Annotated in this window: 14 protein-coding genes and 1 riboswitch; of the genes, 8 read left to right on the top strand and 6 right to left on the bottom strand. The window is 75.5% G+C overall.

The features are described from left to right. The first annotated feature begins 3 nt into the window (after window positions 1-3). On the top strand, window positions 4-399 hold the full coding sequence (locus tag HLI28_RS04665) for a DUF3817 domain-containing protein (RefSeq protein ID WP_171246350.1): 396 nt from the start codon (window positions 4-6) through the stop codon (window positions 397-399). 2 nt (window positions 400-401) lie between these two features. Beyond that, on the top strand, window positions 402-1640 hold the full coding sequence (locus HLI28_RS04660) for a ThiF family adenylyltransferase (protein WP_343035663.1): 1239 nt from the start codon (window positions 402-404) through the stop codon (window positions 1638-1640). Between the two features lie 12 nt (window positions 1641-1652). Here the strand turns inward: HLI28_RS04660 and HLI28_RS04655 are convergent, their stop codons facing one another. The 3 genes from HLI28_RS04655 to thiO all read right to left on the bottom strand — a co-directional run bounded on the left by HLI28_RS04655 (window position 1653) and on the right by thiO (window position 3997). Beyond that, window positions 1653-2474 (bottom strand): thiazole synthase, encoded by an 822-nt coding sequence (locus tag HLI28_RS04655; RefSeq protein WP_171246349.1) that lies wholly within the window; start codon window positions 2472-2474, stop codon window positions 1653-1655. A 9-nt stretch (window positions 2475-2483) separates the two neighbouring features. Further along, complete coding sequence (gene thiS / locus HLI28_RS04650; RefSeq protein WP_171246348.1) at window positions 2484-2744, bottom strand: sulfur carrier protein ThiS; 261 nt, start codon at window positions 2742-2744, stop codon at window positions 2484-2486. After that, window positions 2741-3997, bottom strand: a complete 1257-nt coding sequence (gene thiO / locus HLI28_RS04645; protein WP_343035662.1) for a glycine oxidase ThiO — start codon at window positions 3995-3997, stop codon at window positions 2741-2743. The genes thiS and thiO overlap by 4 nt, the downstream gene beginning before the upstream one ends. Further along, window positions 3986-4088, bottom strand: a riboswitch (TPP riboswitch). Its footprint overlaps the gene before it by 12 nt. Before the next feature lie 33 nt (window positions 4089-4121). On the opposite strand from thiO, the gene thiE reads away from it, so the two are divergent. The 4 genes from thiE (at window position 4122) to HLI28_RS04625 (ending at window position 7716) form a co-directional block, all read left to right on the top strand. Next, window positions 4122-4808: a thiamine phosphate synthase gene (thiE, locus tag HLI28_RS04640; RefSeq protein WP_171246347.1), complete on the top strand. Its 687-nt coding sequence runs from the start codon at window positions 4122-4124 to the stop codon at window positions 4806-4808. A 9-nt stretch (window positions 4809-4817) separates the two neighbouring features. Further along, entirely contained in the window at window positions 4818-6422 is a 1605-nt protein-coding gene (gene guaA / locus HLI28_RS04635) for a glutamine-hydrolyzing GMP synthase (RefSeq protein WP_171246346.1), read from the top strand. Then, window positions 6419-7108: a TRIC cation channel family protein gene (locus HLI28_RS04630; protein ID WP_171246345.1), complete on the top strand. Its 690-nt coding sequence runs from the start codon at window positions 6419-6421 to the stop codon at window positions 7106-7108. The genes guaA and HLI28_RS04630 overlap by 4 nt, the downstream gene beginning before the upstream one ends. 122 nt (window positions 7109-7230) lie before the next feature. After that, window positions 7231-7716 carry an aromatic ring-opening dioxygenase LigA gene (locus tag HLI28_RS04625; protein ID WP_171246344.1) on the top strand — a complete coding sequence of 162 codons (486 nt, stop codon included), beginning with the start codon at window positions 7231-7233 and terminating at the stop codon, window positions 7714-7716. 78 nt (window positions 7717-7794) lie between these two features. Here HLI28_RS04625 and HLI28_RS04620 read toward each other — a convergent pair whose 3' ends face one another. Further along, complete coding sequence (locus HLI28_RS04620; protein WP_171246343.1) at window positions 7795-8223, bottom strand: hypothetical protein; 429 nt, start codon at window positions 8221-8223, stop codon at window positions 7795-7797. After that, window positions 8220-9608 (bottom strand): PspC domain-containing protein, encoded by a 1389-nt coding sequence (locus HLI28_RS15740; RefSeq protein WP_171246342.1) that lies wholly within the window; start codon window positions 9606-9608, stop codon window positions 8220-8222. The genes HLI28_RS04620 and HLI28_RS15740 overlap by 4 nt, the downstream gene beginning before the upstream one ends. A 124-nt stretch (window positions 9609-9732) precedes the next feature. On the opposite strand from HLI28_RS15740, the gene HLI28_RS04610 reads away from it, so the two are divergent. Together HLI28_RS04610 and HLI28_RS04605 are read left to right on the top strand one after the other, a co-directional pair. Beyond that, window positions 9733-11031 (top strand): ATP-binding protein, encoded by a 1299-nt coding sequence (locus tag HLI28_RS04610; protein WP_343035661.1) that lies wholly within the window; start codon window positions 9733-9735, stop codon window positions 11029-11031. A 41-nt stretch (window positions 11032-11072) separates the two neighbouring features. After that, window positions 11073-11687, top strand: coding sequence for a LuxR C-terminal-related transcriptional regulator (locus tag HLI28_RS04605; RefSeq protein ID WP_216077385.1), 615 nt, complete (start codon window positions 11073-11075; stop codon window positions 11685-11687). A 17-nt stretch (window positions 11688-11704) separates the two neighbouring features. Here the strand turns inward: HLI28_RS04605 and HLI28_RS04600 are convergent, their stop codons facing one another. Beyond that, on the bottom strand, window positions 11705-12412 hold the full coding sequence (locus HLI28_RS04600) for a sirohydrochlorin chelatase (protein WP_171246340.1): 708 nt from the start codon (window positions 12410-12412) through the stop codon (window positions 11705-11707). Between the last annotated feature and the right edge of the window lie 43 nt (window positions 12413-12455).

Raw genomic sequence — 12455 nt, 5'->3', positions numbered from 1 at the left:
GAGGTGAGCACCGAGCAGAACACCCCGACGGCCACCACCGACCAGGCGGCGACCGCCATCCGCAAGGCACGCGGCGCCCTGACCCGCTACCGGGTGCTGGCGATCGTCACCGGCGTCATGCTGCTCGTGCTCTGCGTGGAGATGGTCTTCAAGTACCTGGTCCCGGTCCAGGCCGTCATCGACTACATGGGCTGGGTGCCGTTCGCCCACGGGTGGATCTACGTCGTCTACCTGGTCACGGTGCTCGACCTGTGGGCCAAGATGCGCTGGAGCTTCGGCCGGCTGACCACGATGGTGCTGGCGGGTGTGGTCCCGGTGATGTCGTTCGTGCTGGAGAAGCGGGTGCACGCCGACGCCGACGCCAAGCTCGTGGCGCTCGCCGACCGGTACGGGGTGTGACGGTGCACGCCGACGCCCCGGACCGGACGACCGACCGGCTGGCGCCCCTGGTCGACCCGGCACCCGGGCTGACCGACGCCGAGCTGGACCGCTACGCACGGCATCTCGCGCTGCCCGGGCTGGGCCTCGACGGGCAGCGGCGGCTCGCGGCCGCCCGGGTGCTCGTGGTCGGTGCCGGTGGGCTCGGCAGCCCGGCCCTGCTGTACCTGGCCGCCGCCGGTGTCGGGGTGATCGGGGTCGTCGACGACGACGTCGTGGACGTCACGAACCTCCAGCGCCAGGTGCTGCACGGCCAGGCGGACCTGGGCCGGCCCAAGACGACGTCGGCGGCCGCGGCGATCGCGGAGGTCAACCCGCACGTCGAGGTGGTCGAGCACCCGGTGCGCCTGGACCCCGGCAACGTCCTGGACGTGCTGGGCGGCTACGACGTCGTGCTCGACGGGGCCGACAACTTCCCGACCCGCTACCTCGTCTCGGACGCCGCCGAGATCCTCGGGCTGCCCGTGGTGTGGGGGTCGATCGACCGCTTCGACGGCCAGGTCAGCGTCTTCTGGGGCGCACCGCGGTACACGGCGGCCGACGGCGGGACCACGTCCCGCCGGGGCGTCACCTACCGCGACGTGTTCCCCGACCCGCCGCCGCCCGGCGTCGTCCCGGACTGCGCCACCGGCGGCGTGCTCGGCGCGATGTGCGGCACGGTCGGCTCCGCGATGGCCACCGAGGCCCTCAAGCTGATCACGGGGGTCGGCGACGTCCTGCACGGGCGGCTCGCCGTGCACGACGCCCTGGCCGCGGACTGGCGCTCGCTCACCGTCCGGCCCGACCCGGCGCGCGACCCCGTCACGGGGATGCTGCCGGGCGACGACGCGTACGCGGTCTTCTGCGGGCTGGCGCCGGCCGGGGACCCGGGCCCCGGGGCGACGGAGGTCACCGTCGCCGACGCCCGGGCACTGCTCGCGGCCGAGCGCCCCGCCGTCCTGGTGGACGTGCGCGAGGAGTGGGAGGCCCGGGCGCGCCCCGTGGCCGGCGCCCGGCTCGTGCCCAGCGGGACGTTCCTCGGCACCGCCGCGGGAGCCCCCGACGCGGCGGCACGGTCCGCACTCGAGGCGCTGCCCACCGACCGGCCGGTGCTGCTCGTGTGCGCGGCCGGGCCGCGGTCGACGAAGGTCGCCCGGGTGGCCCGGGCGGCGGGCCTCGACGCGCGGTCCGTCGTCGGCGGCGTCCCCGCGCTGCTCGGCTGAGCGACCCTCCTACTACAGGGCGAGGTCGAGCCGCCCCTCGGGCGGCGAGCTGGCGAGCGCACCCTCGCGCCGGGGGATGCGGCCGGCCCCGGCCGCGAGCCGCCCCGCCTCGGTGGCCAGCCGCATCGCCCGGGCCATGCGCACGGGGTCCTCGGCCCGCGTGACCGCGGTGGCGAGCAGCACCCCGGAGCAGCCGAGCTCCATCGCCAGCGCGGCGTCGGACGCCGTCCCGATCCCCGCGTCCAGGATCACCGGGACGCGGGCGGCCTCCGCGATCGCGGCGATGTTGCGCGGGTTGAGGATCCCGAGCCCGGAGCCGATCGGTGCGCCGAGCGGCATCACCGCCGCGCAGCCGACGTCCTCGAGGCGCCGGGCGAGGATCGGGTCGTCGTTCGTGTAGGGCAGCACGACGAACCCGTCGCGGACGAGCTCGTCGGCGGCCTCGACCAGGCCCACCGGGTCGGGCAGCAGCGTGACGTCGTCGGCGATCACCTCGAGCTTGACCCAGTCCGTGCCGCACGCCTCGCGGGCGAGCTGCGCGGTGAGCACCGCCTCGCGCACGGAGAAGCATCCGGCCGTGTTCGGCAGGGCGCGGATGCCGAGGCGTTCCAGCAGTCCCCAGATCCCCGCGTCCCGGGTCGCCTCGCCGCCGGCCCGCGGGGCCACGCGGCGCATCGCCACCGTGGTCAGCCCCGTGCCGGAGGCGACCAGGGCCTCCTCCAGGGTGAGCAGGTTGGCGGCGCCCCCGGTGCCCATCACCAGCGGGGAGGCGATCTCCGTCCCTGCGACGACGAGCGGGGCGGTCCCCTCGGTGGTCGGGTCGGTCGTGGTCATGGTTCCTCCTCAGCCGCCCTGGACGGCGGTGACGATCTCGACGCGGTCGCCGGTGCGCACCGCGGTGGACTCCCAGGCGCCGCGCGGCACGACGACGTCGTCCACGGCGACGGCCACGCCGCGGACCTCCCCGTCGGTGACGTGCCCGGGAGCCAGGCGTGCCACCAGCGCGGTGAGCGGCACCGTGCCGGTCGGCCCGAGGTCGTAGGGGGCGCCGTTCACCAGGGCCCGGGTGCGGGCGGGGGCGGTGTGTCGGTCGGTGCTGGTCATCGGGGTCCTCCGTCGGTGCGGCGGGTGTCGGGGTCGGGCGACGGGAACCGGCGCGGGTCCGACGCCCGGAGAGCGGCGAGCAGGGTCGGCGGGTCGGCGCGGGTGACGTCGACGTCGAACCACGAACCCGTCAGGCCCGCCACGACGATCTCGGCCGTGAGGGGGGCGAGCAGGATGCCGTTGCGGTGATGGCCCGTGGCCAGGTGGAGGCCGGGCACGTGGGTCGGACCGACCAGCGGCAGGTTGTCCGGCGTCGCCGGCCGGGCCCGGGGCGTGACCTCGACGAGCGCCGCCTCGTCGATCGCCGGCAGGAGCGCGCGGGCGTCCCGCAGCAGCGCGAACACCCCGCCGGCGGTGGCGCGGCGGTCGTCGGGGTTCTCCTCCGTCGTGGCCCCGACCACGATCTCGCAGTGCCCGGCCCACGGCCCCTCGGTCGCCGGTGACCGGCCCACGACGTAGACGGGCCGGCCCTGGACGAGGCCGCGCACGACGTGCCGCGGCGCCAGGTCCGGGTCGGTCTGGAGCCGCAGGGTCTGGCCCTTGACGGGGCGGACCGGGACCGTGACCTCGGGCAGGTCCGCCAGGAGCGGCGCGGACGCCCAGCCGGCGGCCACGACGGTCGAGCCGGCGCGGTGCACCCGGCCCGCGTCGTCGAGCGCGCCCACGACGCGTCCCTCGTGCCGCGCGAGCCGGACCGCGGCCCGCGGGACGACCGCGCCGTGCCCGTCGGCGATCGCCCGCTGCAGGGCGGCGTGCACGGCGCGGGGGTCGACGGCGTGGTCGCCCGGGACCCAGGCGGCACCGCTGAGGCGCGGTCCGAGCAGCGGTTCGTGCCGGCGCGCCTCGGCGATCGTCAGTGCCCGCGAGCTCACCGCGTGCCGGGCCTGCAGCGCGAGGAGCCGTCGCAGCAGCGCGGCGTCGGTGTCGTCGTAGGCGAGGGTGAGCGTGCCGGACTCTCGCAGCCCGACACCGGTGCCGGCGGCGGCCTCCAGGTCGGCGGCGAACGTCAACCAGCGGCCGGCGGCGGCCAGGTGCAGGGCCAGCGCGGCGTCCTCGGTGAACTCGGCCTCGGTGGCCGGGGCGAGCATGCCCGCCGCCGCCCGGGTCGCCCCGTCGCCCGCGTCGGGGTCCAGGACGGTGACGCTGAGCCCGGCCCCGAGCGCGCGCCACGCCACGGCGAGGCCGATGATGCCTCCGCCCACGACGAGGAGGTCACGCACGCCGTCCGGCGGCGTGGACAGGGGTCGGTCCACGGTGCTCCCTTCGCTGGCATGATCCAGATCAGGTTCGACGGTCGGCGCCCCGCGCCCTCTCAGCCTCCGCGAGGCTCCCGTGCTGCGCCCACCCTACTCCCGCCGGTCCCTAGACTCGGCCCCGATGGAGACCTCCGACCTGCGCGCACGCCTCGCCGACGCCCGCCTCTACCTGTGCACCGACGCCCGCGAGGAGCGCGGCGACCTGGAGGAGTTCCTGCACGCCGCGCTGCGCGGTGGCGTGGACGTCGTCCAGCTCCGCGACAAGACCCTCGACGTCGCCCGCGAGCTCGAGCTGCAGGCGCTGGTGGCGCGGGTCGCGTCCGAGCACGGGGCGCTGTGGGCGGTCAACGACCGGGCGGACGTCGCCGGCCTCACCGGTGCACCCGTGGTGCACATGGGGCAGGGGGACCTCCCGGTGCCGGCGGTGCGGACCCTGCTCGGCCCGGCCCCGGTCCTGGGCCGATCCACCCACTCGGCCGCGCAGGCGGCCGCGGCGGAGGCCGACGGGGACGTCGACTACTTCTGCGTGGGTCCCCTGTGGGCGACGCCCACCAAGCCGGGCCGGACCGCCGTCGGCCTCGACCTGCTGCGCGAGGTGGCCCGCACCGCGCCGACCACGCCCTGGTTCGCCATCGGGGGGATCGACGCCGACCGGCTCGACGCGGTCCTCGACGCCGGGGCGCGACGGGTCGTCGTCGTCCGCGCGATCACGGAGTCCGCGGACCCCGAGCGGGCCGCGCGGACCCTGCGGCAGCGGCTCGGGGCCCGAGGCCGGCGGGCACCCGGACCCGCGCGCGACGGCGGATAGGATGAGGCGGTGACGTCTCCCGCCACCGCTCCCGACAGCACGCCCCGACCCGTCCTCGTGGTCGACTTCGGCGCCCAGTACGCCCAGCTCATCGCCCGCCGCGTGCGCGAGGCGAACGTCTACTCCGAGATCGTCCCGCACACGTGGACGCCGGAGCAGATGCTCGCCCGCGACCCCGCGGCGATCATCCTCTCGGGCGGTCCGTCCTCCGTCTACGCCACCGGCGCGCCCTTCGTGGACGCCGCGCTCTTCGACGCCGGCGTACCCGTGCTGGGCATCTGCTATGGCTTCCAGGCGATGGCGCAGGCTCTGGGTGGCAAGGTCGCCCAGACCGGGACCCGCGAGTACGGCGGCACCGAGGTCGAGGTGTGCTCGGCCGGCGTGCTGCTGGCGGACACCCCGACGACCCAGACCACCTGGATGAGCCACGGCGACTCCGTGCACGCCGCACCGGAGGGGTTCGAGGTGCTGGCGACGTCGTCCGGGTCGCCGGTGGCGGCCTTCGAGGACCGCGGCCGTCGCCTGTACGGCGTCCAGTGGCACCCCGAGGTCAAGCACTCGGCGCACGGGCAGACGGTGCTGGAGCACTTCCTCTACGAGGGTGCCGGGCTGCGGCCCGACTGGACCGCGGACAACGTCATCGCCGACCAGGTCGCGGCGATCCGCGCCCAGGTCGGCGACGCGCGCGTGATCTGCGGGCTGTCCGGGGGCGTCGACTCCTCGGTGGCCGCCGCCCTGGTGCAGCGTGCCGTCGGGGACCAGCTGACCTGCGTGTTCGTCGACCACGGTCTGCTGCGTGAGGGTGAGGTGGAGCAGGTCGAGCGCGACTTCGTCGCCGCCACCGGCGTCAACCTCGTCGTGCGCGACGAGCGCAAGCGCTTCCTCGACGCGCTCGAGGGGCACAGCGACCCGGAGACGAAGCGCAAGATCATCGGCCGCGAGTTCATCCGCGTCTTCGAGGACGCCGCCCGCGACATCGTCGCCGAGGGGCACGAGCACGCCGTGCACGGCGAGGGTTCCGAGGTGAAGTTCCTGGTCCAGGGCACCCTGTACCCGGACGTCGTCGAGTCCGGCGGCGGCGAGGGCGCGGCCAACATCAAGAGCCACCACAACGTGGGCGGCCTGCCCGACGACCTGCAGTTCGAGCTGGTCGAGCCGCTGCGCACCCTGTTCAAGGACGAGGTGCGTGCCGTCGGCCGCGAGCTGGGGGTCCCGGAGCCGATCGTCGCCCGCCAGCCCTTCCCGGGCCCCGGACTGGGTATCCGGATCATCGGCGAGGTCACGGCCGAGCGGCTCGAGGTCCTGCGGCGCGCGGACGCCATCGCCCGCGAGGAGCTGACGAAGGCCGGTCTGGACGGCGAGATCTGGCAGTGCCCGGTGGTGCTGCTCGCCGACGTGCGGTCGGTGGGCGTGCAGGGCGACGGCCGCACCTACGGCCACCCGGTCGTGCTGCGACCGGTCTCCAGCGAGGACGCGATGACGGCGGACTGGACTCGGATGCCCTACGACGTGCTCTCGGTCATCTCCACCCGCATCACCAACGAGGTCAGCGAGGTGAACCGGGTCGTGCTCGACGTGACGAGCAAGCCCCCGGGCACCATCGAGTGGGAGTGACCGGGGAGCTCGCCGCGGCGCTGGCGACGGAGCCCGACGCCGTCACCACGACCCTCGGCGTCGTGCAGCGGGTGCTGGAGTACCTCGGCACGGTCGCGTTCGCGATCTCGGGGGCCTTCGCCGCCGGGCGCAAGCGCATGGACCTGGTCGGCGTCGTCGTCCTCGGCAGCGCCGTGGCCATCGGCGGCGGGACGCTGCGCGACCTGCTCATCGGCCGGACGCCGGTGTTCTGGGTGACCGAGCCGACGTTCCTGCTGGTCGGTGTGGTCGCGTCGCTCCTGGTGGTGCCGCTGGCGCGCACGCGCACCCTCGACCTGCTGCGCCGGCTGCAGATCATCGAGATCTCCGACGCGGCCGGCATGGCGCTGTTCGTCGTCATCGGCACGAACGTCGCGCTGTCGGCGGGGGCGAACGAGGTCTCGGCGGCCGTCGTCGGGGTGATGGCCGGGGTCGGCGGGGGCGTGATCCGCGACGTGCTGGCGAACGAGGTGCCGGAGGTGCTGAGCAACGCGCAGTTCTACGCCACGGCGGCGCTGCTCGGGGCGGCGGTCCAGCTCGGCCTGCGTCAGCTGGGGGCCGATCCGGCGGTCGTGTTCTGGGTGCCGCTGGTGCTCATCCTCACGGTGCGTCTGCTCGCCGTCCGGCTCGGCTGGGGCATGCCGACGTTCTCGGTCCCGGGTGAATGACGCCGGATTGCTGCTCTGACCTTCGGGTTCGTCGTGACGGGGCAGGTCGGGAGCGGTAAGTTGGCGGCCAGGGGCGTCAACTACCGGTCAACCACCGCAGAAGCGCTACGAGAGGCAGACTCATGTCCAGCTCTGTAACCGTCCAATCCGCCAAGGGTGTCCGCGGGATCGGCGTCTTCACCATCATCGCCGGCATCCTGATGATCATCGCCGGTGCCGTCGTCTGGTTCGTGGTCTCGTCCACGCTGTCCGACGAGCAGATCACGGTCTCCGACGACGCCAGCATGATGGCCGGCCAGGAGGTCGCCGGGCCCTTCACCGCCTACGCGCAGGCCGACGTCATCAACCAGCACGCGCTGGAGGCCTCGGAGGGCATGACTTACGCCGAGCTCGACCGCGAGGACCCGCGTCGTGACACGGTCATGAACGCCTCGTTCCTGCGGGCCTCGCTGTTCACCTCGGTGGTCTCGTTCGGCGTCTCCGCCCTGGTGATCGGCCTGGGCGTGATGTTCGTGCTCATCGGCTTCGCCCTCGTCCGGCTCGGGGGCCCGAAGGTCGCCGCGGCGGCCGCTCCGCCGGGCGGGCCCGCGCCGGCCAGGACCGCCTGAGTCGCAGCTCCCGGACCAGCACGGACGTCGGGGCGAGCACACCACTGCCGGTGTGCTCGCCCCGACGTGCGTGCGGGGTCAGCGACCGGTGCGTCGGCGCCGCCGGGCGGCCCCGACGACGGAGCCCACCACGAGGAGCAGGCCGGCGGTGCCGAGCACGAGGATGGCGGCCAGCTCGGCGTCGATGCTCGCCCCGGCGGTGCGGGCGAGCAGGCCGACCGCGACGGCCACCACGACGATGCCCCAGACGACGGTTCCGGTCCGCGGTCGGGCACGCCCCGGGGACGACACGTCCGGGTCGGGGCCGGGAGCCGTCGCGCTCGTGGCGGCGTCGGCGGTCGTGGACGTCGACTCCTGCGGGACGTCCCCGCGGGAGCCCGCGGTGTCCGCGGGGGAGCCCGCGGTGTCCCCGGCGGTGCTCGCGGCCTCCCGGGGGATCTCCACGGTCGGGTGGTCGGGAGAGGGCTCGGGCTCGGCGCCCGGTGTGCGGTACGGGTCGGTGCTCATCGGTCCTCCTGGATGACGATCTCTCCGGCGCGGGCATCGACGTCGAGCAGCAGCACGGGCCCTCCCGCCTCGCTGGCCTCGTCGCTGGTGTAGGTGGTGGGGCCGCCGCTGAACCCGTCGACGGTGCGGTACTCGCCGTCCACGTCCCAGACGAACCTCCCGGCGCTGACGTCGACGGAGGCCACCACGGCCGCGTCGGCGGGGATCTCCACGACCGTGCGCCCGGCGGTCATCTCGATCGGGACCTCGACGGGCGACCCCGGCTCGACGTCGGTGAGGTCGAGCTCGGTGAGGTCTACCCACGCCTCGCCGAACTGGACCCGCACGCCCTCCTCGGCGGCCGCCACGGACCGCGGTGTGACCATGCCGGAGCTGACGGTGGTGCCCGACGAGGTCGTGACACCGCGCCCGTCGTCCCAGGGCCACTCGTCCCACCAGGTGTGCCGGTCGGCGAACGGCCACGTCACCAGCGTCGCGACGAGGCCGAGCACGGCGAAGGCGGTCAGCCACCCGCCGCGGCGTCCGCGCAGGCCGGTGACCACGAGGGCGGCGCCGACGATCGCGACCGTGGTCCCGAGCCACAGACCCCACACGGGCATCGTCAGTCCGAGGACGATGTCGGCGGCCAGCAGCCCGGCACCGGCCAGCAGCGCGAGGCCGACCACGACGCCGATCGTCCCGCCACCCGCGGCGCGGACGGCCGGGGTGGTCGGCGCCGGCGTCCGGGGAGTCGGAGCGACGGGCGCGGCGGGCGGTGCCGAGGCGTAGCTCACCCGCGGCGCGGGTTCGAACGGGGCGGCCGACGGCCCCGGGGGGGCCTCGGCCGGTGCCGCCGGTGCCACCGGTGCCGCCGGCGCGGCGGGCGGCGCTGCCCCGCCCTGCTGCCGGGAGCGGACGAGCTTGACGATCAGCCAGACCACGGCCACCCAGAACCCGATCCAGAACAGGACCGCGATCCACTCGGGGAACCCGTCCCACCAGGGCCAGATCCCGCCGCCCCAGCCGATGCCCGCGACGATCGCCAGGCCGGCGCCGAGGACCGCCACGTCGAACCTCCCGCGGATCGCCTCCTGCAGGTGGATCCGGCCGTCGGACGCCTCGGGGAGCAGCAGCCAGGCGGCGCCGTACAGCACCAGGCCCGCACCGGTGACGAAGAAGCTGAGGATCAGCAGGCCCCGCACCAGCAGCGGGTCGAGGCCGAACCGGTGGGCGACGCCGGCGGCGACGCCGCCGACCCAGCGGTCCTCGGCACGGGTGACACCCGTGCGACGCAACGAGTCGAAGAAGCCGTCGCCGGCAGGACGTGGCGGTGGGGGCGGGGTCCCGGGACCGGTGTCGCCGGGGCCGGAGCCGCCGCTCGGTGGCGGGGTGTCGTTCGTGGTCATGTCCTCATCGTGCTCCGCGCGCGTGCCGGAAGGCATCGGGGTACGCCCTGAACCGACCCTGATTCCGACGGTCACGACCCCGGATCCGGGGCGCGGCGGCACCCTGACGTGCCACGATCAGGGGGTGACGTCCCCGATCCCCACCCGGCTGCCGCTGCGCCGGCCCCGCCAGGGCCGGTGGGTCGGCGGCGTGTGCGCCGGGCTCGCGGCGCACCTCGACGTGCCGGTCGGGCTGGTCCGGCTGGCCCTGGTCCTGCTGACCCTCGCCGGCGGCATGGGACTCGCGGTGTACGTCTTCTGGTGGGTCACGGTGCCGGCCGGCGACCCGCAGGACACGGCCGTCGCCGCGCGGCCCGCCGCCGCCGCCCGACTGGCCCCCCGGCTGCGCCGCGCGGGCACCGTGCAGGCGATGTCCCGCCGCGACGTGATGATCGGTGTCGGCCTGCTCGTCGGCGCCCTGGTCCTGGTCGCCGTGCGTGCCGGCTGGGACCTCCCCTCGGCATGGTTGCCGCTGCTCATCGTGGGCGGGGGCGCCGCCCTGGCCTGGAGCCAGCTGGACGCCGTGCAGCGCGCGCGGGCCGGGGAGGCCCCGGCCTCACGGTCCGGGATGCTGCTGCGCCTGGCGGGGGGCCTGGTCCTCGTGACCGCGGGCGTGCTGCTGCTGTTCGTCCAGGGCACCCCGCCGGGAGAGCTGCTCACGGTCACGCTCGCCTCCCTGGCGGTGCTCGTCGGCGTGGCGCTGGTGCTCGCCCCGTGGTGGCTCCGGCTGGTGCGGGAGCTGGGGGACGAGCGGGCGGCGCGCGCCCGCGAGGCCGAGCGGGCCGACATCGCCGCCCACCTGCACGACTCGGTGCTGCAGACGCTGTCCCTCATCCGGGCCCGCGCGACGGATCCCGAGGAGGTGGCCCGGATGGCCCGCGCGCAGGAGCGCGAGCTGCGCGAGTGGCTGTACGACGACCGACCCGCGGAGGGCACGTCGCTCGCGGCCGAGCTGCGCGCCCTGGTGGGCGAGGTCGAGGACGGCCGCGCGGCCGAGATCGAGACGGTCGCCGTCGGCGACTGCCCGCCGACCGAGGCGACCACCGCGCTGCTGCAGGCCACCCGCGAGGCGTTGGTCAACGCCGCCGTGCACGGTGCCGCGCCGGTCACCGTCTACCTCGAGGTGACCGGCACCGCGGTCGAGGTGTTCGTGCGGGACCGCGGCGACGGCTTCGACGTCGACGACGTCGCGCCGGACCGGTTCGGCGTGCGCGAGTCCATCCTGGGTCGGGTGCGGCGGCGTGGCGGCACCGCCGAGGTGACCAGCCGCCCCGGGTGGGGCACCGAGGTGCACCTGCTGGTGCCGCGGTCGGCCGACGTCCGCACCGCGCCGTCCGCCGACTCGGCGTCGTCCGCCCCCGAGACCGAAGGAGTCCGCCCGTGACCGACACCCCGGTGCCCGTCGTGCTCGTCGACGACCACCACATGTTCCGTACCGGCGTGCGGGCCAGCCTGGACGAACGGGTCAGGGTCGTCGGGGAGGCCGCCGACGTCGAGGAGGCGGTGGCCGTCGTGCACGAGCACCGGCCGCCGGTGGTGCTCCTCGACGTCCACCTGCCCGGCGGCGACGGCGGTGGCGGGGCCGAGGTGGTGCGTCGTTGCACCGACCTGCTCACCGGGACGCGGTTCCTGGCGCTGTCGGTGTCCGACGCCGCGGAGGACGTGGTGGCGGTGATCCGGGCGGGGGCGCGCGGCTACGTCACGAAGAACATCTCGGCGTCCGACCTGTCCGCCGCGGTCGTCCGGGTCGCCGGCGGGGACGCGGTGTTCTCCCCGCGGCTGGCCGGGTTCGTGCTCGACGCGTTCGGCACCTCGGCGGGCGACGTCGCGGTGGCCGACGACGAGCTCGACCGCCTCTCCCGGCGCGAGCAGCAGGTGATGCGGCTCATCGCCCGCGGCTACACCTACCGGGAGGTCGCCTCGGACCTGTTCATCTCGGTCAAGACCGTCGAGACCCACGTGTCGGCGGTGCTGCGCAAGCTGCAGCTCTCCAACCGCAACGAGCTGACCCGGTGGGCGGCCGCGCGGCGTCTGCTCTGACGGTCGTCGCGGTCGGCTCAGCGGGCGGCCCGGTAGCGGTCGACGACGATCTCGACGAGCTCCTCGGGGGCGGGGCCCTCGGGCAGCAGCAGCGGGGCGGAGGTCGTGTCGCCGCCGGCCCGCTCCGCCAGGGTCTGGAAGTAGCCGGGGGCGATGAGGTAGCTCGCCGTGGCCACCCGCGCCCCCGGGTGCTCCTCGCGCACGGCCGCGACGACGTCCCGCAGGGTCGGCGTGGCGTTGGCGAGGTAGCCGACACGGACCGGGTGCCCGGTGCGTGCGGCGAGCAGCTCGCCGGTGCGTTCGCAGTCGGCCACGGCCCGCGCGTCGGAGGACCCCGCCGCGGCCAGCACGACGACGTCGCCCGCGGCCAGCCCCGCGTCCGCCAGCCGACGCTCCAGGAGGTCCACCAGCCGGTCGTCCGGCCCGAGGGCCCCGGCGAGCGCGACCTGCTGCCCGGCGGCGACGGCGCCCTCGACGTCCTCGCGCAGGTCGACGTGCACGTGGAACCCGGCGGACAGCAGGAGCGGGACGAGCACGGTGGAGGTCTCGCGCAGCGCGGCCAGGCAGGTGGGCACGTCGGGCTCCTGGACGTCGACGAAGCCGGCCCGGACCGGCACCGTGCCGGCGAGCCGGTCCGTGACGGCGTCGACCAGCCCGGCGACGGCGGCCGCTCCGGTCGCGGAGGATGTGCCGTGGGAGATCGCGAGGAGAGTCGGGACGGTCATGACGGGCACGCTACGCGACGGATCGTGCGGTGCGGTGTCGGCC

This window comes from Isoptericola sediminis, assembly GCF_013085345.1.
Taxonomy (GTDB): Bacteria; Actinomycetota; Actinomycetes; order Actinomycetales; family Cellulomonadaceae; genus Isoptericola; species Isoptericola sediminis.
The sequence above is the reverse complement of the archived record's forward strand: the minus strand, read 5'-3'. Positions and strand labels throughout refer to the sequence as shown.